This window comes from Bacillus sp. FSL K6-0042, assembly GCF_038006685.1.
In the GTDB taxonomy this organism is placed as follows: Bacteria; Bacillota; Bacilli; order Bacillales; family Bacillaceae_G; genus Bacillus_A; species Bacillus_A pseudomycoides.
Genome location: NZ_JBBOVS010000001.1, coordinates 528,306 through 554,159, shown reverse-complemented (window position 1 = coordinate 554,159; position 25,854 = coordinate 528,306). Strand labels below are relative to the sequence as shown.

Sequence of the window (25,854 nt, the reverse complement as noted above, 5' to 3'; positions counted from 1 at the left end):
AATGTTGTCGAAACAATGGCAGAACCTGGCCTATCTCTTGCTTATACAAATTATGTGTTGAGTTCATCAATACGGATAAGAACTATATTTTTCACTTACTTAATTTTTGCTGCATCAAAAGCTTTTTGAACTGCTTGAACCTCAGTTGAGTTCGCCCCATATTTATTTGCTGCAACTCGAAGGCATGCCGATCTCAATTCAGAGAAACCAGAAGTCATGTTTAATTCATCAGTGTTTGCATAATGGAAAATATCAAACATTTTATCCTCGCCAATACCTTTTACAGTTACACTGTTATGAGTGCCACCTTTTGCAATTAAATACGCAACTTTATTAATAATACTTGAGTTGAAATGAACACCTCCATTATCCCATCCATTAAAATCGTTAAATTCACTATAATCATCTGGATACGGTACTCCAGTTGAAGAAGGAACTGAAGATGGATTTGCCATATCACGGAAAACTGATCCAGTTTGTTCTCCCATTGTCCAGTTGAATTTCCCATTGTTTATATATTTCTCAATAGCTGTTCCCATAATATCAGATAACGCCTCGTTAATCGCACCAGATTCTCCGGAATATTCAAGGTTGGATTCGCTAGATGTAACCGCATGTGTAAATTCATGTCCTGCTACGTCAAATGCCTTTACAATAGGATCTCCATATACAAGCATGCTACCATTATTAGCACTGAATGCATTCTGCCAATTCTTCGGATCATTTGTATCTCCAGAATCCCAGGCATGTACAACTGAAACTACTTTTTGTCCCTTATTATCAAAACTATTACGCTTGTATTTATCTTTATAAAAATCATATACCTTTGTTGCTAAGAAATGAGCACTTACCGCTTTTGGATCATTAAATGTTGTTGAAGTGCTAGTTGCTAGTGTACCAGGGTAATAGCTTTCCTCTTTAGTAATATCTCTGTAATTCACATCATACGTTTCAATTCCTTGCCCTCTAGTGTAATCAGCAAGTGCATATTTCCCATTACTTTGTTTAGAAATACCAAATGTACGAGATGTACCTAAATCATCTTTTCCTGTTCCAGTTAATGATGTAAGATTGCTTTTTCTACTTTCCTTTAAGGCTCCAACAAGCTTTTCACTTGCTTTTAAATCTGATTCTTGTACCATATTTTTTAACATATCACCATTATGAGCATTCACTAAATAGGTTCCAGATACATAGTTCGGTGTTGCAGCAGCAAATGTAACTTGGTATGCATTGCTGGCTTGTCCATTATTTTCATCAACAAAAATAACTTCCTTTACTTCTGGCTCAGAAATAAACCTGATATCATTGCCGTACTTCGTATAAATATATTGTTTCGCTTCTTCTTGTGATAGATTAATAGACTTCTTTAAATCTTCTTGTTTTAAATTTTGCGCGCTATCTCCTGAAACACTTTTAATAACACCCTTTTTATCTACGTGTGCAGTCAATTGATGCCCATATACTTCTTTTCCTTCATATGTTTGTTGCATACGCACAAGTGTAGTTCCATCATAAGAACCACGCTTTTGAAGAACCTTATAATCTACTCCCGTTTCTCCATTAACTTGTTTTGGAGACAAAGCTTGCTCTGTCTTCTCCTTAAGAGCATCTTTTACTACATTTTCTGGTGCCTTTTGTGATGGTCGTGTAAGTTCACCTGTACGAAACGAATCCTCTTGCATTTGAACTTGTAGTTGATCTGTTTCCTCTGCATGACCTAGTCCATATGGTGTTACAGTTGTTAAAGCTATTCCTGTTGTTAATGCAACTGTAGCTAATGTTTTTTTATTTTTCATGTTTTTCACCTCGTATAATTTTCTGAAATATTAAACTTGTAAAAAGTATACTGTCTATTCTTGTCAAAAAAAAGAGAAAATGCCGAATTTATGTAACATTATGCAAAATTACATAATTTAATGTCGATAATCCGTTATTTAAATTCCATTATTCTAGAAAAAATTAATGTTTATAATGAATGAGATATTCTAAAGGAAAACGGTTGAAGAAGGTAATTCTTTTAGTAGCCGGTTACGTGGGCTAAGAATATATATTCGAGAAGAGAGATTATACTTCATACAGTGTTCTTATCTCTTTTTTACTTTATATGATGGCAGAATGGATTGTGGAGGAAACAAATCAGGAATCGTATTTCAACAGAGTTTATACATGAAGAGATCAAAGTTTTTACTCAAGACATACTAAAAACTGCTCCTATTAATAAACATAGGCTGTGGAGAAAGTCTTCTCCACAGCCTATGTTTATTCCTGAACCGCTTAAAAAAATATTCACTATAGGAGATAGCACTCATAGCCGTTAGGTTAAGAAATTCATTATTCTCTAAAACTAAAAAAATACGCTGAATTCTCAAAAGAACTAACTGTAGAGAAAGAAAATTTTCGTTTTTAGGGTATTTAATTTCGTTAGGTTGATGACGATGGGGTGCTACCTCATTACTTGAAAATCCTCTTGAAACATCTATTATTTACTTTCATAAAACTCTTCTTGTATTCCTTGAATTAAAGGTGATGCTTCCCCAGAATAGAAAATTCGCAAATCATGGAGAGATCTTGTACATCCAACATATAATAATTTTGCATCATGCTTTGTACCTTTATAATGTACTTCATCAACATCGACAAGAAGTACCGCATCAAATTCTAATCCTTTTGCTAAATACACAGGTACAACTGAAATACCACCCTCATATTTACTTTGGTTTGCTTCGATGACGTTAGCAGTGATTCCTGTAGCTGTTAACTTTTCATATATATCACGACATTCATCATCTGTTCTTCCTATAACAGCAATCGTCTTCACATTTTCATTCTGCATATGTTGTAGAGTCTTTACAATTGCAGCAAATTGATTGTCCGTAGAAATAACCTTTACTTTCTCACCACTACGGAAAACAGGGGTTGCGAGTCCTACTGGAATTTCAGCATTTTTAATGACTTCATTTGCAAATTCAATAATTTCTTTTGTAGAACGATAACTCCTCGTCAGTTCATAATAACCGGTTTCTTGAAATACTTCTTTAAAGTCATTCCAGTCTTCAATCCCTTGATAATCATATATTGCTTGCGATAAATCACCTAAAATCGTAAACGAGTTACCCATTGTAATTTCTTTTAGTATATAAATTTGGAATGGTGAAAAATCTTGCGCTTCATCTATAACAACATGGTGGAATTTTTGCCCGATTTCGATACCTGCTAATCGATGGTGAATATGAATAAGAGGTGCTAAATCTTCTACATACACTTCTTTTTTACGACAATTTTTTTCTGTTTCCTGAACAAGTTCTTCAGGCAAAACTTCCAATACTTCTTTTTGCTTCATCATCGAACTATAAAATGATAACGGGCTCATTTTAGGCCAAAATTTCATATAGGCATTTAATCTCTTTGTAGCTTCTTTTTTTAATGCTTTTTTCTCATTTGTTCCTTCAAACTTTTTAAGTTCAATCTCAATCCAGCGCTTTATTCGGCCGACTAATCTTTCTCTACGCTTCTTTAATGGATAGTGCTTATATTCCACTTGCATCCATTTTCTAATTTCTTCTACTGTAATAGATGCTTTATCCCATGCCTCAAAATCTTTTGTTGGCAATAAATTCTTTTCAAATTGAACAATATTTTCTTCAATAAATGACTTGAATTTCATCGTTCCTTTTAATTTACCGAGCATAACCTTTTTATCATCGCGATTTATCGAAAAAGCTTCTTTCAACTTTTCGTCAGTATCTTTCAATTTCACCGCATCATCTAATGTATTTAGCGCCCAATCTTGAAATGTTGTTTGCCTAATATTTCCTACACCAAGTTCAGGAAGTACACTAGAAATATAATCTAAAAACAAACTGTTTGGAGCGAATACAATCATTCTCTCTGCCTCTAGCTGCTCGCGATATTCATAAATTAAAAAAGCAAGGCGATGTAAAGCGATTGTTGTTTTTCCGCTTCCTGCAACCCCTTGAATTAATAATGGCATATTTTTCTCTGCACGAATAATATCATTTTGTTCAGATTGTATCGTCGAAACGATATCTTTTAATTTATTATCCTTATTTTCACCTAATCGATATAGAAGAAAATCATCTGCAAGAGATACATCTTCACTTCCTTTTACATATGTATCAACAACACGTTCCAGTTCTCTTTTGCGAATAGCAATGTTCCTTTTTAAATACACATCGCCCTCTACTAAGCCATCTGGTGAATGATAAAAAGCCGGTTCTTCACCACCAGTAAATGAATAAAACATACTAGCAACGGGTGCGCGCCAGTCAATAACAATTGGTTTCATCGTTTCTTCATCAGACACACCTACTTTACCAATATAAATCGGGTTTGGTTCTGGCTGTCCATCCTCCTGAAAATCCAATCGCCCAAAGTATGGTTCTTGCACACCAATACGTAGGTTTTGCCGATTTGACTCCCTCATACTTTCAAGAATTTGCTCTTTAAAATCCTCTCCATAATAAACTGGAATTTTTTCCAGTTTATCTAGTTGTTCATCCATTGTAGATAAAGTTTTTTTCATCCGCTGGAATTCTTCTTCAAATATAGTACTCATAATGCTGATTCCCTCCTGTCCGTTCGAATTTTTCAGTCGAGATACAATTGTATAAAAAATACATTTATAAAGTCAATAGTTCGAGCGGGAATTTTCTAAAATATAAGAATACAAGAAGTAATCCCGCCTTTTTTCACTATTCATTATTTAATTTTTTTCTCTTATACGATAAACATTCGTACAAAAATGTTCATTGATAAAATAGATAAAGGCATAAATAAAATCCCTCTAATTTTCCGAATCATTCCACCTACGGCTGATTTCTAAACCATAATCCATATCATAAACTTCTTTTATAGCTTTAACCTTTTCAAGACTCTCTTGGCTAAATACAGGTTTGTTTTCAAAAGCGTGAAGAACTATTCTTTCAAGAAAAACGCCTAGTGAAATATCATGATACTCTGCCATCGCTTTCAAAACTTTTACTATACACGTATATATCAGAAGAATAAAGAGCCTGAATACTTTCAAAATGGAACCATACTTCCCTTATCGATTCAATTTCGATAACTCGCCCAATCACCAGTAATTATTAGTCTCTGTAACATCCCGTCATTTTGTGCAATATAGACATATGCCCCTATACTTCTATCCCCAAAATAGATGGTCTGTGTAATCCGATCATATAAATCTTTTTCTGGATTACCTGTATATTCTTCAAGTTCATCTAACTTTTTTAAAATCTCATCATCTACTTCATACACTTCTCCATGTACTTTATCCTCTTTTGTACAAATCATTGCAGGATAACCTTCATTTGTATCAAATAGTTTCCCATGAGTCCATGCTTCTTCAGCTATACATGTTGCCCCATGTAAATAATGGGCATTTGCTTGTTGTTTTCTTAAAGTGCCATAAACAAAAACATAGTGCATTTCCCTGTCCCCTTAATACTTCTCTATTTTCTTATTTGTAAATAAGCACGAATCATAAAGTAACTCACTTCATCTGGAAGTTGTTCTTTAATAGATTTTAATCCGCCTTCTGCATGTTGTACTGCTGATTCAATAAGAGATTCGTATTCTGGTGGAACGAAACTTGGCCAATCTACTTCCATTCCTTCTTCATAACAACGAATTAAATGATTTTCAACCGTTTGACGTGATAAGCCTCGTTCTTTGGCAATTGTACTTAACTCAGTTCCCTGTTTATACATTTCATACGTTTCTAAGTGAGAATTTGCTGATGCTTTTCCAGATTTCTTACGTTCCGTAACAACTTCTGTTTTCATCGTTTCAGCGTAATCTGGGTTTTGCTCCATAAAATGAATAACTGCTTGTAAGAAGTGAGAACCATACTTCGCAAGTTTATGCTCCCCAATCCCTTTTACTTGTAGTAACTCATTTTCACTTTGTGGCATTTTCGCACACATATCTTTTAACGTTTGATCAGAGAAAATAACAAACGGTGGTACGCCTTCTCCTTGTGCAATTTCTTTCCGCACTTCACGTAATATCTCAAACAGTGGATGGTCCCCTACAATCTGTCTTGTTTCTACTCTTTCTTTCCGTAACACATTTTCATTTCCGAGTAATACTTCTTTCCCTTTGGCTGTCACTTTTAAGGTTGGATACGTCCCGTGTTCCACCGCAATTAATTCTTCTGAAATTAAAAACTCAATAAACTCACTTACTTCTTTTACGCTACGATTCGATAAAAGACCGTAAGTTGGTAATGTATGAAAATTAAATTCAATTACTTTTTTATTTTTTGATCCCGTTAATACTTGTGCAATCATTTGCTTTCCAAATCGCTGGTTTGTTCGAATCATACACGATAAGACCATTTGCGATTCTCTCGTAACGTCGACGCTCTCACGTTCATCCGTACAATTCCCGCAGCGTCCACAATCTTCTTTCGGCTCTTCTCCAAAGTACTCTAGAATAAATGATTGTAAACATTGTTCTGTATGGCAGTAATCGGTCATATGTTGCAGTTTTTCAAGTTCATTTGAGAAACGTGATTCCCCAGTAGATTGATCAATTAAAAAACGCTGCACTTGTACATCCTGAGAAGAATATAACAAAATACATTCACTATCTAATCCATCACGACCAGCACGTCCTGCTTCTTGATAATAACTTTCCATATTTTTCGGGAGTTGATAATGAATCACATAACGAATATTTGATTTATCTATCCCCATACCAAATGCAGATGTCGCTACCATAACACTCACTTCATCACGTAAAAATCGCTCTTGCTGTTCATTTCGATCATGATCATTCATTCCAGCATGATAACGTGCAACTGAAACGCCTGCTTTATATAAATCTTCATACAACTGATCAACAACTTTTCTTGTCGCTGCATAAATAATTCCAGATTCCTTTTTATTTTGACGAATATAATCCGCTAAATATGCATTTCGGTCCTGTCCTTTGATTACCGAGAACGATAAATTTTCCCGTTCAAACGTTGTCATAATTGTATTCTTTTGATCAATTTCTAGCACACGACAAATATCTTCACGCACTTGCGGTGTTGCAGTCGCAGTTAACGCAAGTACAAGTGGTTTTTCTGGAAGATAGTCCAATATACGATGTATATGTAAATAACTTGGACGGAAATCATGTCCCCACTGCGAAATACAGTGAGCTTCGTCAATTGCGATCATCGGTATCTTCATATCAATTAATTGATCTACAAATTCCATTGAATCAAGACGCTCCGGCGCCACATATAACAACTTATAATGACCTTGTTTCGCTAATTGGATTCGTTGATTTGCTTCTGTAATTGAAATAGAACTATTAATATATGTAGCTGAAATCCCGTTTTGTACTAATGTATCTACTTGATCTTTCATAAGTGAGATCAAAGGTGAGATAACTAATGTCGTCCCCTCAAATACTAGTGCTGGAATTTGATAACAAATTGATTTGCCACCGCCTGTTGGCATAATACAAACTGTATCTTTTCCAGCCAATACATTTTTAATTGTTTCATCCTGCCCTCTACGGAATGACGAGTAGCCAAAATAGGAAGCTAAAAGTTCTTGTGCTTTTGTAAACAAAAAAGATTCACCTGCTTTTCTTAGTCTTTCATCTATTAATATTATATCATTAGTTAAAAGTCACTGTACTCTCTACTTCTTTCCATCCCCTCGCATGCTTACGAATAATTATTAAAAACTCATGTAAAGCTGGAGAAAACCATTTATTTTTATGATATACAAGTTGTGTTGCAAACTTTGCTTCATTTAAAATAACAGCTTGTAGTTTCTTGTCTTTCTGCTCTTGCTGGGCCGTAATAATTGGTAGTAAAGAAATCCCTAATCCACACATGACACATTGTTTTATCGCCTCAATACTCCAAAATTCAAATGTACTTTCATGTTGAATGCCTTGCCTTTGTAAATAATGTTCAAAAAATGCTCGGTAACTGCAACCACGTTCCGTATACAAAAACGTTTCCTCTTGAGAAAATTGGACATCTTGCGAATCTGTTTGTGTCACAGTGTAATCTTTTGGAAAAACAAACGCCATTTGCTCCATGACAAGTTGCTCAATATGTAAATCCTCTTCATGACGCTCAGTGTCTAAGAGGAAAGCAATATCTATATTTCCACTCTTTAAATCATTTCTCAATTCCCGACACGTTGAAGCTTTTAATGTAATTTTTACTTTTGGATACTTCTTTTTATATTCATGAAGAATAGATGGCAAGCGGTAAATTGTTAATGATTCTGGGGCACCAATTACAATTTTTCCAGTAATCTCATTATCCACGCTTGGGATTTGTTTTACTTTCTCAGACAAAGCAATCATTTCATTTGCATAAGGAAGTAAATGCTTTCCTACATCTGTTAACACCATTTTTTTCCCTAATCGATTGAATAAAGGCTGTCCCATTTCTTGTTCAATTGCTTGAATATGCCCTGTTACAGTAGATTGTGCATATCCTAAATAGTCGGCTGCCCGTGTATATCCTCCTAACTCAACAATTGTTTTAAATGTTTTTAAATGCCGAATCTCCATCTCAATCTCTCCATTCTAACATCGCAATTTCCGATTAATAACTTCATATATATCTATTTTACTGATAGATAAACTCGAATTACAATAGAAGAAACACAATTTTTCAAAAGGAGATGTATACATATATGAGAAAGAAAAAATTAGGACCAGTACTGCTCAGCGGTTTAATTATTGGTCCAATTTTAGGGTCTGGGATTATTTTACTTCCTCCACTTATCTACAAAACAACTGGAGATTATGCCATTATCGCTTGGCTACTTATTATGGGGATTGGTTTTCTATTTGCTTCCTTATTTGGTAAGTTAAGCATTCTCTTCCCTAATGAATCTGGGGTTGCACATGCGGTAGATCAAGCTTTTGGACCTTCTATGAAGCAATTAACTTCTATTTTCTTTATCATAGCAGGTTGTCTAGGACCTACAGCTGTTCTTATGACAGCCAGTCAATATATAGCGGCTTTATTTTCAAACTTTAAAGTTCCATTAGAGGGAATTGGTTTTCTTTTAATGAGCCTTTGTGTATTGATTTTATTATTAGATATATCATCTATTGGAAAAATATCATTTGTATTTTCAACAGCTGCAACCGTTCTTTTACTGAGCGGTGGAATTCGTTCTATCCCTCATTTTCGATCGGAACAGCTAGTTCAAACATCTTTTTCTTTTGGAGATTTTGGATATAGTATTTTATTGCTCTTTTGGGCTTTAGTAGGTTGGGAGATTATTGGGAATTACAGTATGGATGTCAAAAATCGAAAAAAAACCATCCCACAAGCAATTACGATAAGCACACTTACTGTAACGGTTGTTTGTCTTGTCGTGGCAGGCGCCACACAATGGATTGTAATTCCTAGTTCACATCAAGAAGACTTACGAATAACAGCCATATTAGCTACTTTATTTGGAGAGTTTGCTGTTCCTCTTATCGCCTTTATTACTACTGTTCTTTGCATGAGTACATATTTATTAGTTGTTGGCGGGGTCTCGCGTCTTATCGCTTCTGAAGCAAAATATATAAAGAAATTATATAAACTTTCCTATCGTACGAAATCGAATGTATCAATCTATTCTTTACTTTTATTAATCGGCATACATACCATTGTATTTATCTGTCTTTATAACGATTGCATTACAGTAGAACAAATCGTAGCCATTGCAAATGCTTTCTTTATCTGTAATGCCATTTGTGGAATCTTTGCAGCATATAAATTATTACCAGGTATCTTTAACAAAATTCTTTCTTTAAGTTTGATTGTCTGTTTTCTTATCATTCTCTCTTTCTCTTCCATCTGGATTTTAATAAGTATTGGAATACTAGTTGGTTTCTATGGGTTACAGTACTTCAAAAACAGACCAAATACTTATGAAAAGGAAATTTCAATACGATAATGAAAAGAAAAGATTCTCATTTAAACTATTTCTCACACAAATTACAGATTCATTTCCATAATATACCTGCATCAAATTAAGGGAGGTTTATTTATGAAACGCAACAATAATCTAATTGTTTTTCGCTCTTCAAATAAACAACTCAAGGTTTCTAATCGTGATGCTTGGAAATATGAATCTCTTTATAAATATCGACCTTTATTCTCGTATAGGAAGATTTTAACATCTCTTTTCAATCTCTTTTTCAAGAATACAAAACATTAATATCTTTCATACAAAGTTTCTCAACACATAACCTATGGACTTCATTCATTACAATTGATAACGTTTAATTAATCTGTTGGATTAAAGCCCCTTCTTACGACCTGCTTCTTACTTGCAGGTCTTTTTTATTCCTTCATTACTCTATGAATTGAACACAAGCATAAAAATTCGACATGTATATGGCTACCGTAAATGTCTGCTTAAAATTTTTTCTCAATACACAAAACCCTTTCCATTTGTTACGATAAAAGTACTCCAGATGGGTTATTGCTCATCAACATTATCTAGTTAAAGGGACCTGCTGCGGGAAGTAGGTCTCTTTGACTTTGTCTGAAAGGTTTCTTATAGCCCCCATACTAGACATTCATTTGGACACATTTACCAGGTTTCTTTCCAAGAAATTCATGTTAAGATTACTTTGTCGAGTTCGACATTCTCGACAATACCCTTATGAATCCCTGCAACTTCCCTTGCAGGGATTCATTTCTTTTATATTCACTTTTATTAACATCTACTTCAACTAAATTCCCTATAATTGACTCAAGAATATTTTTTATCTTCTAGAAATCCCTTAATAATATTTACAGTAATCTTTTACCATTTGCCTTACCACTTTACATTTAACATATATCGATATATTTTATTAATATCTTTTTTATTTGTAGGAGGAAACGTATTGATTAATGCACTAGGTCTCGCTTTTATTCTTTCTAATAAACCTGAAAAGAAGAAAAAAGTTTATCTTAATGATAGATTTGCACTAATAGACATTATTGAATCTAAAGATGTATATGATTCTGAAGGTAACCCACTAGTAGAGCTAACATGTAAATATAGTATTTATTTGGATGAAAAATACTATTGTAAATCTCTCGAAGACTACACTGGACAAGTATTTCCTTTCCTAAGTGCAAAAATTGGAAAAGGTCTTGTCAGAAATTTAAATTATTATTTTTCATATGTTGATGTATACGATAAAAAACCACCAGTTAAAGAGATAAGAAACCTTATGAAGCAAGTAATAAACTATAACGTTTAGTATGTTCTAAATGGAAATTCTCTTAAAAATAGAAGCACCCAATTTGGGTGCTTTCCACTTATATTCTTTTGTTTTGGTTGTTGTACTAAAGACTGACAATATCTACATAACATAATTACCTCTCCTACTAACCCATTCCATGTTCAGCTGTATGCACTCGAAAATTAACATCTTTTACAACAACAAAAAATAGATCGCCCATTAACTCCTCATCTAGCTTTTTTCCTTATAGGTCTATATTTCTAACGATACATAACACCCTTATGTAAACTTTAATCAGTGAGAGCTTACTACCCGTTAATGCGGGATAAATCGAGTTCTTTTAACTTTTACTGAATCTCGTTATGATTTTCAACCGCCCACTTCAACCTCTGCAGCATATATCCAATCCCTTTACAGCCTTCTAACGGATAGGAAATCATTTCTTCCGGATATAACTTTGTCACTACTTTTTTATGCTTCTTGCCTGCAAGCAGGACAATTTCATCAAAGTCTAGCAAGTCTTTATCAATCATCTGTCTTTTTAATTGTTCTATACTAATAATCTCATTACTTTTCGAATTAAAAGCGAGATCATAGTTTTTTTCTACTATATCAGTTGGCAGTAAAAATCCATGTTTAGCTGATAAAATAACCCAGTGTGAAAAAAATTGCGAAGCATATGCTTGGCATGCTTTTCCGAATGGACTAATGTATACATCCTTTGCTTCTGCTGGTCCCTTATCAGGATACTGATCCCAGATTTTCTTTTTTCCACATGGAATGATGCATAGCCTTTTCATTATTACCTTTTTCCCTCTTTTCTCTTTCGATCCTATATATAATTTGTTTTATTTTTTCATTATTACTTTTAAGACATAGTAATTACTAATGAAATCATAGCATTTTTAATTCACAGATAAAAATACCAGGTTTTTCTTTTCTTCCTACCCAAGTTCCATTTTTCCTAAATGAAACATTAAAATAACAGACCTTAATATCCGAAATTTTATGCTCCTAAAAACAAAAAAAGGACAAGCAGACTATATATCTGTTTGTCCTTTCCTTTTCATCCAAAATTTCTCTTATAGAGTTTGGAACGTTTCTGTTAATACAGGAACGATTTGTTTTTTACGAGATACAACACCTTTTAAAGTTGCTGTATTGTTTTCTAATGTTACGTTGTATGCTTTTTCAACAACTTGTGTCGCTTTACCGATAGCAAGACCAACAGAATCGTTAGTTAAGATATCAGTTACAACGAATAAGAATAGGTCTAAACCTTTTTCTTCTACTACTGCAGAGATTACTTTTTCTAATTCCGCTTGGTGTACAAGAATGTCGTTTGTATCAACAGCGTTTACTTGTGCGATTTCAACTTTTGCATCGCCCATTTGGAATTCTTTTGCGTCAAGAGAGATTAATTGCTCCATTGTTTTACCACTTAAATCTGCACCAGCTTTTAACATTTCTAAGCCGTAGCTTTCCGCATCAACACCAGCGATTTCCGCTAATTCACGCGCTGCAGCTACGTCTTGTTCTGTGCAAGTTGGAGATTTAAATAGTAAAGAATCTGAGATAATTGCAGATAACATTAAACCTGCAACTTCTTTACGAATTGCAACGCCGTTTTCTTTGTACATTTTGTTTAAGATTGTAGCTGTACAACCAACTGGCTCGCAACGGTAGTATAAAGGATCGCTTGTCTCAAAGTTAGCAATACGGTGATGATCGATAACTTCTAACACACGAACAGATTCGATATCGTTAGCACTTTGTTGACGTTCGTTATGGTCAACTAAAATCACGTTGTCCACTTCGTTTGCTACTGTTTCAACAAAACGCGGTCCTTCTACTTTAAAATGATCTAACGCAAATTGAGTTTCACCGCTGATTTCACCTAAACGTACAGGCTCAGCATTCATTCCTAATTCTTTTTTCAGCTCTGCATAAGCAATTGCAGAACAAATTGCATCTGTGTCTGGGTTTTTATGCCCGAAAACTAGTACTTTTTCCATGATTTCCACCTCTTCATGAAAAGGATATCTTAAAGAAGCAAATATGACAATATTTTAAACACATTTTTTATAAATAAAATAAAGGTTCTGCCCTATTTTACACAAAAAAACATCTTACTTCTCCCATATAAGAGGAAAAAAACATGAAAAACAGAATAAAATCATAAAAAGGCCATTTATTAAAAGGAGGTTGTCCATTATGCCCATTATCAAGCTTGAAAATGGTGTGAACTTATACTACGAAGAGCGCGGAGAAGGTACGCCCATTCTTTTTATTCACGGTGTCTGGATGAGCAGCCGTTTTTTTCATAAACAAATCCCTTATTTCAGTGAAAAATATCGTGCGATTTCAATTGACTTACGAAGTCACGGGCGCTCTCCCCATATTGAAACTGGACATACAATTACAAACTATGCCCATGATGTGCATGCTTTTATAGAAAGTTTATCTTTAAAAGATGTTATCTTAGTCGGTTGGTCAATGGGAGCATTTGTTATATGGGAATATATAAAGCAATTTGGAGAACAAAATATTAAAGGTTCTGTTATTGTTGATGAATTAGCATCAGATTTTAAATGGCCCGATTTCCCTATTGGTGCCTTTGATTTCCCAACACTTATTCATTTCATGAGAGAAATTCAAACAAATCAAGCCCAGTTTCTAAAGGGTTTTATCCCTCTCATGTTTAAAAACCCCCTTTCTGCAGAAGATTCAACTTGGATGCTTGAGGAAGTAACAAAAGTTCCAGCATCTATTGCGAGCGCGATTTTATTCGATCAATCTGTTGTTGATTATCGGAAAGAATTAAATGCAATTACAAAACCAACTTTACTTTGTTTCGGTAGAGAAGAAAAATTAATTCCAGTTGCTGCGGGCGAATATTTACACGCACATATTAATAACTCTCAACTCGTTATTTTCGAAAACAGCTGTCATTGTCCATTTCTAGAAGAAGCTGACTATTTTAACAATGTGCTACATTCTTTTATTCAATCACTGTCGTAACGTATTTTTCAAAGGACCTAGTTTGTCGAAACTTTAAAACTCATTTTTTAATCAAAACAAAAAGGCCATTTAAAACAATGAATGGCCTTTAAAAATCGAATAACTCCTCTATTACTTACATCATGCAACGCCTGATGTAAGTAATACAGTTCTTTCCCTAAAGGGGTTGTTTTAAATAAGATTTCCTTTTTATTATTTGGAATCGTTTCTGTCGTGATTAATTTTTTAGTAACTAATCCCTAACGCAATGAGCTGTTTTTCGCGTTTTGTGAATGCACCTTCCTGGAAACAAGCTTGTGTAAATGCATGATATGTTTCTGCGATTTCTGGAATTTGTTTTAAAAAATTTCCAATGCCTTCTTTATAAATGAAGTAATACATCATTTATAAAACCATGTTGTTGATATATCATCACAAAAGATAGAATTTTCAGTTTTTTAACCTTAAAAATATATAACGCTACAATTTCACACTATCATCTACTGGTACTTTTCTTCTAGAAATTTCATTTTCACCTTCTTTACACTTTTCTTCCCAAAATACAACATCTTCAAGCCCTACTTTTTTAGGGTCAAATATTGGATCTGTCCCTTCTTTTTTCTGCGTTTCATAATCTTTTAATACTTTTAATGCCGTCTTACTTAACAATACAATCGCTAAAAGATTCAGCCATGCCATACTACCTATCCCTAAATCTCCAAGATTCCATAAAAGTGAAGCTGATTCCACACTACCGACGTAAACCATAATTAAAAATCCGAATTTCAAAATCGTTTTTAACCATTTAAATTTCAATTTATGATCCAAGTAAGTAAGTGTAGTTTCGGCAATATAGTAATATGCTAGTAGAGTTGTGAATGCAAAGAAAAAGATTGCGATTGAAATAAATAATGGACCAAAACCTGTCATAACAGTTTCAACTGCTTGTTGTGTGTAAATTGGCCCTGCTTCAACATTCCCCATATTTTTCACAATGGCGCTCTTTCCTTCAGGTATGACATTATACATCCCTGTTATTAAAATCATGAGAGCTGTTGCTGTACATATAACAATTGTATCGATGTAAACCGAAAATGCTTGTACTAATCCTTGTTTAGCAGGATGTGATACTTCAGCAGCTGCAGAGCTATACGTTGCTTCTCCAACACCAGCAACATTTGAAAATACAGCTCGTTTCACTCCCCATGCAATGGCTGCCCCAACAATTCCGCCAAACATTTCATCGATTCCAAATGCACTTGAGAAAATAAGTGCGAACATATTAGGGATTTCCGTTATATTAGCAATTAAAACGATACATGTAACAATTACATAACCAATTGCCATAAACGGCACTAGAGTTTGAGAAACAGCAGCAATTCTCTTTACTCCTCCAAAAATAATCGCTGCCAGCAACACAACTAAAAATACACCAGTCATATATTTACTAATACCAGAAGAATTTTCAAATCCAACCGCAATGCTACTTGATTGAATCCCTGGCAATAAAACACCGTATGAAATCGTCACGACAACCGCTACAATGACGGCAAACCATTTTATTTTTAAGCCTTTTTCAATAAAATATGGTGTACCACCTCGATATTCATTGCCTACCTTACTTTTATATACTTGAGCAAGCGTTGACTCAACGAATGCACTAGCTGCCCCTAATAGAGCCATCACCCACATCCAAAACACAGCTCCTGGACCACCAAAAGCAATAGCTGTCGCTACACCAGCAATATTTCCAATTCCGACCCGTCCCGATAACGCTAAACAAAATGCTTGAAATGAAGATATCCCAGTCTCTGAGCTCTTTCCTTCAAATAATAGTTTGATCATCTCTTTAAAATACCGAATTTGTAAAAAACGAGTAGCAATTGTGAAATACACACCTGCTCCTAACGCAAAAATAACTAATCCTATACTCCATACTTGTCCTACTAACCACTCTACTAACTTTTCCATCCCAATCCCCCTCATAATTGTGTGAAAAAGAGTTATTTATTGCGTGCTTAAAAAATAAAACGGACAACCTCACCGTTCATTCAAGTTGTCCGTTCACTCTTCCTATTTGATCATTATTTTATATTAACCCAAACACTCTTTACTTCCGTGTAGTTATCAAGTGCATACGACCCTAATTCGCGCCCAATTCCGGATTGTTTATATCCGCCAAATGGTGCCGCTGCATTTTCTAAATTATAATCATTAATCCAAACGGTTCCTGCCTTTAATTTATTTGCGACTTGATGTCCAGTTTTAATATTTTGTGTCCATACACCTGCTGCTAATCCGTAAGAAGAGCTATTTGCTCTTTCAATTACTTCCTCAGTCGAATCAAATGGCATAACTACAACGACTGGTCCAAATATTTCTTCCTTTGCGATTGTCATATCATCTGTAACATTTGTAAAAACTGTGGGCTGCACAAAATAACCTTTTTCAAATGCCCGTTCTCCCCCAGCTACAACTGTTGCTCCTTCAGCCATTCCTTGTTCAATATACTTTAGCACACGCTCTTGTTGTTTTTTAGATACGAGCGGGCCCATTTCTGTATCCTTTTCCATACCGGCACCGAGCTTAACTTTATTCGCCATTTCTACAAGTTCATCTACTACTCTTTCATGATGTTTCCGATGAACGAACACACGAGATCCTGCGCTACAGTTTTGACCATGATTATACATAATGCCTTGGAAGGAACCATTAATAGCTTCAGATAAATCGGCATCTTCTAAAATAATATTTGGTGACTTACCTCCAAGTTCTAGCGTTACATGTTTAATTGTTTCAGCAGATTGACGCATAATATATTTCCCTGTAACTGTCGAACCTGTGAAAGCTACTTTATTAATATCATGATGGTTTACGATTGCTGCTCCTGCTTCTTGTCCGAAACCTGGAACAAAGTTTACAACACCGTTTGGAAACCCCGCCTCTTTAAAAAGCTTTGCAGCATATAGTAAAGATAACGGTGTTTGCTCTGCTGGTTTTAATACGATGGTACATCCTGTCGCAAGAGCTGCCCCCATTTTCCAAGCAGCCATAACTAACGGATAATTCCACGGAATAATTTGACCAACAACTCCAATCGGCTCATGGCGTGTATAATTTAAATAATCTTTCGAAATAGGAATTGTTTGCCCTACAATTTTTGTAGCCCAACCAGCATAATACCGGTAATTTTCTACTGTCGCTGGAATATCATCTTCAAGCGCAATGTGATATGGCTTCCCATTATCTAAAGCTTCTAGCTGCGCTAATTCTTCTTTATGTTCTTCAATTAAATCAGCTAATTTATATATAAGGTATGCCCTTTCAGCGGTAGTCATTTCAGACCAAGGTCCCGTTTCAAAAGCTTCTCTTGCAGCTTTCACTGCTACATCAATATCTTCCTCTTGCGCTTCACTCACAACTGCAAGAACATCCTCTGTAGCTGGATTGTACGTTTCAAACGTTTTCCCGCTAATAGAAGGAACAAACTCACCGTTAATAAACAATTTAATTTCTTTACTTAAAAACGCTTTCACTTTTGGTTTTAGCTCAATATTTGTCGTTAACATATATTTCTCTCCTCCTTAGTTACAATTTAAATCTAGTTTAAACAGCTGAATTAGCCGTAATTTGTGATAAAATCTGTTGAAGTTTTTGATCTTCTTCCTGTGTCAATCCTAATCTTGGATAACGAGATGGTCCTCCAGTTTGTCCATGTAACTCCATTGCACGTTTAACAATTTGTACGTATTTCCCTGACCCTTCTAGGAATTCACAAAGAGGCAAAATTGTATCATTAATCTTCCATGCATTTTCGAACTCTCCATTTTGAAAATGCTCATACATTTTTGTGACAAGTCCCGGAACGATATTACCCGCCACAGAGACCCATCCAGTAGCACCAACTAAATATGATTCCATAACTAAATCTTCGGATCCGCAAAAAACTTGAAAAGCACTCTCTCCTTGTCTTACTAAATCTCTCACTTTACGAATATCTCCGCTAGATTCTTTAATATGTGTAACATTTTCACATTCTTTTCCTATTCGAAGCATAAGCTCTATACTCATATCAACACCAGAGGTAAACGGGTTATTGTATAACATAATTGGTATATTTACAGCATTTGAGATTTCTTTAAAATGAAAGTAGATTTCTTCTTCTTTCGGTTTACAATAATAGGAGTTAATAATTAATGCACAATCTGCGCCATGAGTTTCTGCATGCTTCGTATATTCAATCGTTTCTTTCGTCGTCTCTGCAGCAGTTCCAACAATTACAGGAATGCGTCCATCAACTTCTTTTAATACCGTTTCCACCATCTTAAATCGTTCTTCTTTTGATAAACTAACAAATTCTCCCGTACTTCCATTAATGATGATGCCGGCAACCTTCTGCTCAATAAAATAGTTTACGTTCTGTTTCACTCCGTTCCAATCAATCTCTTGAAATTCATCCATCGGAGTAATTAATACTGGAAATGCTCCTTTTATACTTCTCATCATATTCTCTCCCTTACATTTGATTTATTTTTTCCACATACTGTATATAACCGTTATTTTAATAAAAAGCCTACTGGAAATGGATCAGTAGGGTCTAATACAAATGTTTGCATACCTGTAATAAACCCTCTGCTTGTGAAAGTAAATGTATATCCTTTCTCTTCCTTATTCACTTTTTGCACCTTCACAAAACTATTAAAAATACTCTCATTAATAAAAGGTTCTTCCGTACGTACATCACCTATAGAAAGGCTACTCATATACGAAACACTTGTTGATGCGAATCCAGGCGAACGCACAATATAGTCGTCATCCTGAAACGTAATTGTTTTTATACGATTCTCTTTTATGTGGGAAGAATCTACTAAAACAACTCTTTTTATAAGTGCCTGCTTTGGCATGGACTCAAGTATAGCTTTCCCCCAGTTCTTTAATTCAAAAATGTTTTCAATACAAATTTCCGGAGAACATTCCTCTTTCTGAAACACTGCATATACTTGATCAGCTTGTATGAGAGAGTAGCATATATTTCCAATAGGACTATGTAGTGGTAGATTCTCTTCGATGGAGTAACACACTTTACTTTCTAGCGATACAGAAACGACTTCATCCTTTTCTACATGTGCACGGACTAAAAACACACCGCATAGCGTTTCAATTTTGTATTGATTTGAATCGTTTTGTTTTAAGTGTCCACTTTCGAGTAACATAGTTACTACCGCGACAATTCCGCCGTAATGAAGAGGAATTGCTCCTTTATGATTAAAAAATAATACAGCTGCATCAACTTCACTATGAATAGAAGGAACGACAACACATCCATTTAAACCTATGAACCCTCGTGGTTCATTTAATAAAAGCTGCATTTCCTCTGCTAATTCACCAGAAATTTGTTCATTTAGTTGTTCCAAACTATGATAGTATTTACACGGTACGTCTTTAATTACACGAAACGCTTCACCAGCTACGTGTACATCTACTGTCATATACATTTTTCGAATCTTCATTTCACTTCCTCCGTTTCATGTTCCATCGGCGGAATTAGCAAAAATCCTTCTTTCAGTGGATCCTCTTCATTGTAAAAAAATCTATGCATTCCCATTAGCCAAGCTGAACCAGTGATCTTTGTTACTACAGCTTCAATGTTCTCCACATATGTTGTATCTATTACACTTCCTTTAAATAACGAGCCAACAATACTTTCATGCACAAATTCTTCTTGCATTGCAATTTTTTTATTAGCGTATAATACGGCTAACTTCGCAGATGTTCCCGTACCACACGGAGAACGATCAATTCCTCCCGGCGGAACAACAACGGTATTTTTCACATGTGCCGTTTCATGGGTAGGATCTGTGTAAAATTCAATATGTGTTACCCCTTTTATAAATGAATATTGTGGATGAATAACTTCAAATTTTTCATTAATCGTATTTCTTATTTGAATCGCTTTATCAATTATTGTAGAAGCATTTTCTGGCACTAACTCTAGACCAAGCGCTTCCCCATCGATAATGGCATAAAAGTTTCCGCCATATGCGATATCAACATCTACATTTCCAATCCCTTCAACATGGACAGAAATACTCTTTAGTAAAAAAGCTGGTATATTACAAAAAGATACTTCTTTTGCTTTACCGTCTTGAACAGAAATATCCACTTCAACAAGACCAGCTGGTGTATCCAATTTCAAAGAAGTTATCGGCTCATATACAGGTATTAAACCTGATTCAACTAAAGCCGTACATACACCGATCGTATCGTGACCACACATCGGTAAATATCCACCTGTCTCTATGTAGATGACACCTATATCCGCTTCTGGATGACACGGATCTGTTAATAACGCCCCAGACATCACATCATGACCGCGCGGTTCATTCATTAACAATTTACGGATCCAGTCATACTCTTTCTTCATATGAAGCATTTTTTCTGCCATTTTCTCTCCTACTAACTTTGGAAGTCCGCTAATTAACGTCCTCGTAGGATTTCCACCTGTATGCGTATCAATCGTCGTAAAGACTCTTTGTGACCTCATCCGTTTAACACCCTTTCTGTAAAACGATTCAAACGAAGCGGTTCAATCGGAATTGATGTTTCTCTTTCGTTTAAGAGCTCTTCAATAACTTTCCCTGTAACTGCTGCGAGACTAATTCCATCCCCTTCATGTCCTGCAGCGATATAATAGTTTGGAATATGTTCTACTCGTGAAATGATCGGCAAATGATCTTCTGTCCATGGACGCAGGCCAGCGTAAGAACGAATAACCATCATATCTGCCATTTTGGGATAAAAACGAATCGCTCGATTCGCAATACATTTAATTACTTCGTTGTTTATCCTCGTATGAAATCCTACAAATTCTCTACTACTACCAATTAAAAAATTTTGACTTTCTGTTGGTTCAAACACGAGAGCTACACCATATTTTTCAGTCAAAGCATCGACTTTCCGTTTCCCACCAAACTTAGAAATTAAATAACCAAATTCCATTACTTTGCGAGAGCCTACATGTTGTTGCCTTGAAGCTACGATAATATGCCCTTTTCTTGGCTCAATCGGTATAGATAGGTCCAACATTTCTCCAATTTTAGGGGCCCATACTCCCGCTGCGTTCACAATTTGCTTTGCAGTAAACGTTCCATTTGTCGTTTCTACAATAAAGGAACCATCTATGGCTTTCCTCATTTCTTTTACTTCTGTATGCTTAAAAGATTTCGCCCCAAATTTTTCCGCTTCTGCAAGAAGTGAAAAAGCAAGGAGATACGGATTTACAGTCGAATCTGTTGCACATTCTAAACCACCTAATAAATCATCAGCGAAAAACGGTGATTCTTCTCTTATGTCTTGTCTATCAAGCATCCGAAACGGTAAGCCAGCTTCTTTTTGACGATTCACCCATTTTTGAGCTGCCTCCATTTCCTCCTCTGACTCACAGACAAGAATACTTCCTGGCGCTCGGTATTCAAACGAATGTTCCAATTCTTCACTTAATTCCGTTACTAATTTTTGACTTACTAGCGACATCTGACTATCAAATCCTGGGTCTTTATCAATGGCTAAAATGTTGCCGTCACACCGTGAAGACGTGCCACTGACAAATTCCCCCTTGTCAATGATTGTTACGTCTCTTCCATATTTTGAAGTGTAATAAGCAATAGAACAGCCAATAATTCCACCGCCTAGTATTAAAACGTCACAGTGTCTCATGCAGCCCCTCCTTTCTTTCAAATCTCTCATCCTCTATTTATGCAATTGGTATGCCAACTCAAAATATATTTATTTTCATATGTAAGAAAAATAGATGTAAAAATATTTTGAATTTAACAGAAATAAGTGTATTATTTTTTTATCAGTGTCTAAAATTTTTCACACTACAGGAGGATAATATGGCATTTTCATTCCCATCAATAAAAGAACTTATAAAATATTTTTCAACAAATCATACATTCGACATAAGTCACATCAAACAAAAAAATGGCGAATTTTATTACCTTACTGCACATACGAAAGAATTACTTTGTGCAACTTTATATGAAGAAGACTCCTTTTCTAATTTAATCAAAGCATTTTCTAATCATTTTGCAGTCGTTATTCTCAATAAAACACAAGATCCAACACACTGTATAACTGTTACCCAAATGGTCCCTTTTCTCTATAATTCTTACAATCAATTACAGGCATTTTACAATACCGTTCTTCAAACGACAGATTCTTCAGTTACTGTTATCGACGATAATGAACGTGTTCGTACATGGACAGATGGAGCCGAAAAAATATTTTCAGTAAAACATGGAGACATTATCGGACAATCTATTACTCATTTTTTTGATTATAAAGATCTAGAAATTTTACAATCATTACATAAAGGAAAACGTATAGTAGCTCAGTATCATCAACCTCGCTCCGATCTATTTGTATTAATTAATTCAAATCCTGTTTATTGCGACAACAAAATTATCGGTGCAGTCGTTTCTGAAACGGATGTTACAAATCAGGTTGTACTAAATGAAAAGTTATTTAATATGTCACATGAAGTGCACCGCTTAGAACAAGAAGTAGCAAAATATAAAGACACATCCGATCCCTTTCATTCCATGAAAGGAAAGAGTGCTGTCATACAGAGAACGATCCAATTGGCTAGGAAAGTTTGCTCTGTTAAATCGACCGTTTTAATACTAGGAGAAAGCGGTGTCGGAAAAGAAGTATTTGCGAAAGCGATTCATGAAGCAAGTGAGAAAGAAAATGCCCCTTTCATTTCGATTAACTGTGGTGCAATTCCAGAAGCATTATTTGAAAGTGAATTATTCGGCTATGAGCGCGGAGCTTTTTCTGGAGCGAATAGTAAAGGAAAGAAAGGCAAAATAGAACTTGCACAAGGTGGCACTTTATTTCTCGATGAAATAGGCGAAATGCCACTCGATATGCAAGTTAAGCTTTTGCGTGTACTGCAGGAACGAAAATATTATCGTGTCGGTGGAGAAAAAGAAATTAATATTGATTTTCGTGTTATTGCAGCTACAAATCGCGATTTACAAGAAGAGATGGAAAAAGGAACATTTCGTGAAGATTTATATTATCGCTTAAATGTAGTTAGCTTACACATTCCACCATTACGTGAAAGACGAGAAGACATTATAGAATTAACCTATTCTTTTTTAAACGACTTTTCAATAAATTACAAAAGGCCAATTCATGATTTCCCCCCAGAAATTATGCACGAACTCCTTCATTACGATTGGCCGGGGAATATTCGCGAGCTGCGCAACGTTATAGAAAGACTCGTCGTATTTGCAACGGACGGCATTATAAAGCAAGAATATTTACCCTTTCATACAAACAATACTCCAGAGGAAATAGTATCTCATTATCCATTAGTCAGTAACAACAACACGATTTTTTCCTTACAAGAAGAGATGGATCAACACGAGAAAAAAGTGATCGAAAGAGCTTTACGAATTTTAAATGGTAATAAATTAGAATGTGCGAAACAACTTGGTGTAACAAGAGCTACTTTATACAACCGCTTAAAAAGACTCGGGTTACAATAAAACCTCCCCTCCTCTATATTGGCATACCTTTTGCATTATAATTTTTGTAAACCGAACTAGAGGAGGAATATACATGTCTAATAAAGAGAATTTAATTATTTGTCGTTGTGAAGAAGTTACATACGGACAACTTCAATCGACAATTGCTACATATAATTGCTCGGCTCGGGAGCTAAAACTAAGAACACGTGCTGGGATGGGCTTTTGCGGGGGGCGTACATGTAGAACGACAATAGATCGAATGATAGAAAGTGCAAATCCTGGAACATCACCTCATGAGATTCCATTAAAATATCAACCACCAATACGCGCAGTAACTTTTGGAGCGGTAGGTGAAAAGCAATGAATAGAATTTTACATCACCCTATTTTAGGAAACTTAGACGATAGGAAACGTATTTCATTTCAATTTAATGGTAAAGAATACGAAGCATATGAAAATGAAACGATTGCTGCTGCCCTTCTTGCAAATGGAATTAGAACGTTACGCGTTCACGAAGATAGTGGTACACCTAGAGGAATTTACTGCAACATTGGACATTGTTCTGAATGCCGCGTAACAGTTAATAATCAAATGAACGTCCGGGCGTGCTTAACTGTTGTAGAAAACGAAATGGTTGTTGAAAGTGGTAAACAGCATCCAAATATTATTAGAAAGATGGTGGAAAAGCGATGATGGATGTAATTGTAATTGGCGCGGGACCAGCAGGATTAGCTGGTGCAATTGCTTGCGCTAGTTCTGGACTTAACGTACTTGTTATTGATGAATTTATGAAGCCTGGCGGACGATTGTTAGGACAATTACATCAAGAACCAACTGGAGAATGGTGGAACGGAATAAAGGAATCAGAACGCCTTCATCAAAAAGCGAAAGCACTCTCAGTTCATATTCGATGTGGTGTGTCAGTATACAATTTAGAAAAAGACGAAAACATTTGGTATGTACATACAAGCATAGGTACAATTGAAGCCCCCTTTGTACTACTTGCTACCGGGGCTGCTGAATACTCTATCCCACTTCCTGGCTGGACTCTTCCAGGAGTCATGTCAATTGGCGCTGCTCAAGTTATGACAAATGTTCATAGAGTCCAAGTTGGGGAAAAAGGAATTATTATCGGAGCCAATATTTTATCATTTGCAATTTTAAATGAATTACAACTAGCTGGTATTACTGTTGATCATATCGTACTCCCTCAAAAGAGTGACCTTAGCCAAAAAGCTGGTGAACCAGAGGAAGTTTTAAAGTCACTATTAAATGCTGCTCACCTTGCCCCATCAGCTTTACTACGCATCGGAAGTCGCTTTATGAAACATGATTGGATTCGAAAAGCTGGTTTAACCTTTTATCCGAATAACGGTATAAAAATAAATGGTACACCACTCCACCTTTGCAAAGCTGCAATTGAAATTATCGGAACGGATAAAGTGGAGGGCGTTCGTGTTGCTAACATTGATTCGAAAGGAAATATTATAAAAGGATCAGAAGAAATATATGAAGCAGACTTTGTTTGTATCGCAGGAGGATTATATCCACTTGCAGAGCTCGCTGCCGTAGCAGGATGCCCATTCCATTACATTCCTGAACTGGGTGGACATGTCCCATTCCATTCAGAGACAATGGAAACCCCTCTTCACGGATTATTTGTAGCTGGAAATATTACTGGAATTGAAAGTGGAAAAATTGCTATGGCGCAAGGAACTGTTGCCGGTCTTTCAATTGTTAAGCATGCTTGTACAGAATTAAACTCAGTCGGACAACAATTACAGCAAGCTATCCAAAATGTCCAGGCTGTCCGCGAACAAGCTGCAATTCAATTTAACCCAATGGTTACCGCTGGTAGACGTAAAATGAATGAACTTTGGAGTCATTTTTGTTTAAATCAGGATGATCAAAATCCGCCTCAAGAAATTGTATAATTCATTGCCTAGAGAATAGTGCCCAGCTTAGCTGGGCACACAAATGAAGAAGCAAAGGTATTCACCCTCACTTAACTACTAGGTTCATTATTTCATTAAAAATGTGCATACTAAAAGGAGCTGTTGAAATTAATCTCAACAGCTCCTTT

20 protein-coding genes and 2 pseudogenes are annotated in these 25,854 nt (G+C 35.5%); 7 read left to right on the top strand and 15 right to left on the bottom strand.

What is annotated here, in order from left to right:
- Nucleotides 1-95: 95 nt before the first annotated feature.
- From MHH45_RS02935 to MHH45_RS02910, 6 genes and pseudogenes are all read right to left on the bottom strand, one after another.
- Nucleotides 96-1,799, bottom strand: coding sequence for a M4 family metallopeptidase (locus MHH45_RS02935; RefSeq protein WP_016131481.1), 1,704 nt, complete (start codon nt 1,797-1,799; stop codon nt 96-98).
- A gap of 683 nt (nt 1,800-2,482) precedes the next feature.
- Nucleotides 2,483-4,579, bottom strand: a complete 2,097-nt coding sequence (locus MHH45_RS02930; protein ID WP_016115106.1) for a HelD family protein — start codon at nt 4,577-4,579, stop codon at nt 2,483-2,485.
- A 228-nt stretch (nt 4,580-4,807) separates the two neighbouring features.
- Nucleotides 4,808-5,008, bottom strand: a pseudogene (locus tag MHH45_RS02925) (hypothetical protein); the annotation flags it as partial.
- Between the two features lie 68 nt (nt 5,009-5,076).
- A complete protein-coding gene (locus MHH45_RS02920; RefSeq protein ID WP_016115107.1) occupies nt 5,077-5,454 on the bottom strand; it encodes a gamma-glutamylcyclotransferase family protein in 378 nt (125 codons plus the stop codon).
- 23 nt (nt 5,455-5,477) lie between these two features.
- A complete protein-coding gene (gene recQ, locus MHH45_RS02915) occupies nt 5,478-7,595 on the bottom strand; it encodes a DNA helicase RecQ (protein ID WP_016132915.1) in 2,118 nt (705 codons plus the stop codon).
- Nucleotides 7,596-7,644: 49 nt separating this feature from the next.
- The gene (locus tag MHH45_RS02910) at nt 7,645-8,559 is read right to left on the bottom strand and encodes a LysR family transcriptional regulator (RefSeq protein WP_016115109.1); all 915 of its coding nucleotides are present in this window, start codon (nt 8,557-8,559) and stop codon (nt 7,645-7,647) included.
- A 125-nt stretch (nt 8,560-8,684) separates the two neighbouring features.
- On the opposite strand from MHH45_RS02910, the gene MHH45_RS02905 reads away from it, so the two are divergent.
- Complete coding sequence (locus MHH45_RS02905) at nt 8,685-9,947, top strand: APC family permease (RefSeq protein ID WP_016132916.1); 1,263 nt, start codon at nt 8,685-8,687, stop codon at nt 9,945-9,947.
- Between the two features lie 940 nt (nt 9,948-10,887).
- Complete coding sequence (locus tag MHH45_RS02900) at nt 10,888-11,250, top strand: hypothetical protein (protein WP_016115111.1); 363 nt, start codon at nt 10,888-10,890, stop codon at nt 11,248-11,250.
- A gap of 329 nt (nt 11,251-11,579) precedes the next feature.
- Here MHH45_RS02900 and MHH45_RS02895 read toward each other — a convergent pair whose 3' ends face one another.
- The gene (locus MHH45_RS02895; RefSeq protein WP_016115112.1) at nt 11,580-12,032 is read right to left on the bottom strand and encodes a DUF6884 domain-containing protein; all 453 of its coding nucleotides are present in this window, start codon (nt 12,030-12,032) and stop codon (nt 11,580-11,582) included.
- Between the two features lie 282 nt (nt 12,033-12,314).
- Complete coding sequence (gene ppaC, locus MHH45_RS02890) at nt 12,315-13,247, bottom strand: manganese-dependent inorganic pyrophosphatase (RefSeq protein ID WP_016115113.1); 933 nt, start codon at nt 13,245-13,247, stop codon at nt 12,315-12,317.
- Between the two features lie 199 nt (nt 13,248-13,446).
- Between ppaC and MHH45_RS02885 the strand changes: the two genes are divergently transcribed.
- On the top strand, nt 13,447-14,253 hold the full coding sequence (locus MHH45_RS02885; protein WP_016115114.1) for an alpha/beta fold hydrolase: 807 nt from the start codon (nt 13,447-13,449) through the stop codon (nt 14,251-14,253).
- 231 nt (nt 14,254-14,484) lie between these two features.
- Here MHH45_RS02885 and MHH45_RS02880 read toward each other — a convergent pair.
- The 7 genes and pseudogenes from MHH45_RS02880 to MHH45_RS02850 form a co-directional block, all read right to left on the bottom strand.
- Nucleotides 14,485-14,665: pseudogene (locus MHH45_RS02880) on the bottom strand (carboxymuconolactone decarboxylase family protein); the annotation flags it as partial.
- A 47-nt stretch (nt 14,666-14,712) separates the two neighbouring features.
- Complete coding sequence (locus MHH45_RS02875; protein WP_088094458.1) at nt 14,713-16,203, bottom strand: alanine/glycine:cation symporter family protein; 1,491 nt, start codon at nt 16,201-16,203, stop codon at nt 14,713-14,715.
- Nucleotides 16,204-16,316: 113 nt separating this feature from the next.
- A complete protein-coding gene (locus MHH45_RS02870; RefSeq protein ID WP_016115116.1) occupies nt 16,317-17,801 on the bottom strand; it encodes an aldehyde dehydrogenase family protein in 1,485 nt (494 codons plus the stop codon).
- Between the two features lie 37 nt (nt 17,802-17,838).
- Nucleotides 17,839-18,735, bottom strand: a complete 897-nt coding sequence (gene dapA, locus MHH45_RS02865; protein ID WP_088094459.1) for a 4-hydroxy-tetrahydrodipicolinate synthase — start codon at nt 18,733-18,735, stop codon at nt 17,839-17,841.
- Between the two features lie 53 nt (nt 18,736-18,788).
- Nucleotides 18,789-19,742 (bottom strand): proline racemase family protein, encoded by a 954-nt coding sequence (locus MHH45_RS02860; protein ID WP_016131482.1) that lies wholly within the window; start codon nt 19,740-19,742, stop codon nt 18,789-18,791.
- Nucleotides 19,739-20,776, bottom strand: coding sequence for a proline racemase family protein (locus MHH45_RS02855; protein WP_016115119.1), 1,038 nt, complete (start codon nt 20,774-20,776; stop codon nt 19,739-19,741). Before MHH45_RS02855 ends, MHH45_RS02860 begins: the two co-directional genes overlap by 4 nt.
- The gene (locus tag MHH45_RS02850; RefSeq protein ID WP_016115120.1) at nt 20,773-21,948 is read right to left on the bottom strand and encodes an NAD(P)/FAD-dependent oxidoreductase; all 1,176 of its coding nucleotides are present in this window, start codon (nt 21,946-21,948) and stop codon (nt 20,773-20,775) included. Before MHH45_RS02850 ends, MHH45_RS02855 begins: the two co-directional genes overlap by 4 nt.
- Before the next feature lie 179 nt (nt 21,949-22,127).
- Here MHH45_RS02850 and MHH45_RS02845 point away from each other — a divergent pair, with 179 nt between their 5' ends.
- The 4 genes from MHH45_RS02845 to MHH45_RS02830 all read left to right on the top strand — a co-directional run bounded on the left by MHH45_RS02845 (nt 22,128) and on the right by MHH45_RS02830 (nt 25,705).
- Nucleotides 22,128-23,789, top strand: a complete 1,662-nt coding sequence (locus tag MHH45_RS02845) for a sigma-54 interaction domain-containing protein (RefSeq protein WP_016115121.1) — start codon at nt 22,128-22,130, stop codon at nt 23,787-23,789.
- Nucleotides 23,790-23,862: 73 nt separating this feature from the next.
- Nucleotides 23,863-24,135: a (2Fe-2S)-binding protein gene (locus tag MHH45_RS02840; RefSeq protein ID WP_016115122.1), complete on the top strand. Its 273-nt coding sequence runs from the start codon at nt 23,863-23,865 to the stop codon at nt 24,133-24,135.
- Nucleotides 24,132-24,464: a (2Fe-2S)-binding protein gene (locus MHH45_RS02835; protein ID WP_016115123.1), complete on the top strand. Its 333-nt coding sequence runs from the start codon at nt 24,132-24,134 to the stop codon at nt 24,462-24,464. Before MHH45_RS02840 ends, MHH45_RS02835 begins: the two co-directional genes overlap by 4 nt.
- Nucleotides 24,461-25,705 (top strand): NAD(P)/FAD-dependent oxidoreductase, encoded by a 1,245-nt coding sequence (locus tag MHH45_RS02830; protein ID WP_016115124.1) that lies wholly within the window; start codon nt 24,461-24,463, stop codon nt 25,703-25,705. Before MHH45_RS02835 ends, MHH45_RS02830 begins: the two co-directional genes overlap by 4 nt.
- The last annotated feature ends 149 nt before the right edge of the window (nt 25,706-25,854 follow it).

Bases quoted from the DNA above. Each gene is read 5' to 3' on its own strand.
- MHH45_RS02935 (WP_016131481.1), bottom strand. From the start codon at position 1,799: ATGAAAAATAAAAAAACATTAGCTACAGTTGCATTAACAACAGGAATA.
- MHH45_RS02930 (WP_016115106.1), bottom strand. From the start codon at position 4,579: ATGAGTACTATATTTGAAGAAGAATTCCAGCGGATGAAAAAAACTTTA.
- MHH45_RS02920 (WP_016115107.1), bottom strand. From the start codon at position 5,454: ATGCACTATGTTTTTGTTTATGGCACTTTAAGAAAACAACAAGCAAAT.
- MHH45_RS02910 (WP_016115109.1), bottom strand. From the start codon at position 8,559: ATGGAGATTCGGCATTTAAAAACATTTAAAACAATTGTTGAGTTAGGA.
- MHH45_RS02905 (WP_016132916.1), top strand. From the start codon at position 8,685: ATGAGAAAGAAAAAATTAGGACCAGTACTGCTCAGCGGTTTAATTATT.
- MHH45_RS02895 (WP_016115112.1), bottom strand. From the start codon at position 12,032: ATGAAAAGGCTATGCATCATTCCATGTGGAAAAAAGAAAATCTGGGAT.
- ppaC (WP_016115113.1), bottom strand. From the start codon at position 13,247: ATGGAAAAAGTACTAGTTTTCGGGCATAAAAACCCAGACACAGATGCA.
- MHH45_RS02885 (WP_016115114.1), top strand. From the start codon at position 13,447: ATGCCCATTATCAAGCTTGAAAATGGTGTGAACTTATACTACGAAGAG.
- MHH45_RS02875 (WP_088094458.1), bottom strand. From the start codon at position 16,203: ATGGAAAAGTTAGTAGAGTGGTTAGTAGGACAAGTATGGAGTATAGGA.
- MHH45_RS02870 (WP_016115116.1), bottom strand. From the start codon at position 17,801: ATGTTAACGACAAATATTGAGCTAAAACCAAAAGTGAAAGCGTTTTTA.
- dapA (WP_088094459.1), bottom strand. From the start codon at position 18,735: ATGAGAAGTATAAAAGGAGCATTTCCAGTATTAATTACTCCGATGGAT.
- MHH45_RS02860 (WP_016131482.1), bottom strand. From the start codon at position 19,742: ATGAAGATTCGAAAAATGTATATGACAGTAGATGTACACGTAGCTGGT.
- MHH45_RS02855 (WP_016115119.1), bottom strand. From the start codon at position 20,776: ATGAGGTCACAAAGAGTCTTTACGACGATTGATACGCATACAGGTGGA.
- MHH45_RS02850 (WP_016115120.1), bottom strand. From the start codon at position 21,948: ATGAGACACTGTGACGTTTTAATACTAGGCGGTGGAATTATTGGCTGT.
- MHH45_RS02845 (WP_016115121.1), top strand. From the start codon at position 22,128: ATGGCATTTTCATTCCCATCAATAAAAGAACTTATAAAATATTTTTCA.
- MHH45_RS02840 (WP_016115122.1), top strand. From the start codon at position 23,863: ATGTCTAATAAAGAGAATTTAATTATTTGTCGTTGTGAAGAAGTTACA.
- MHH45_RS02835 (WP_016115123.1), top strand. From the start codon at position 24,132: ATGAATAGAATTTTACATCACCCTATTTTAGGAAACTTAGACGATAGG.
- MHH45_RS02830 (WP_016115124.1), top strand. From the start codon at position 24,461: ATGATGGATGTAATTGTAATTGGCGCGGGACCAGCAGGATTAGCTGGT.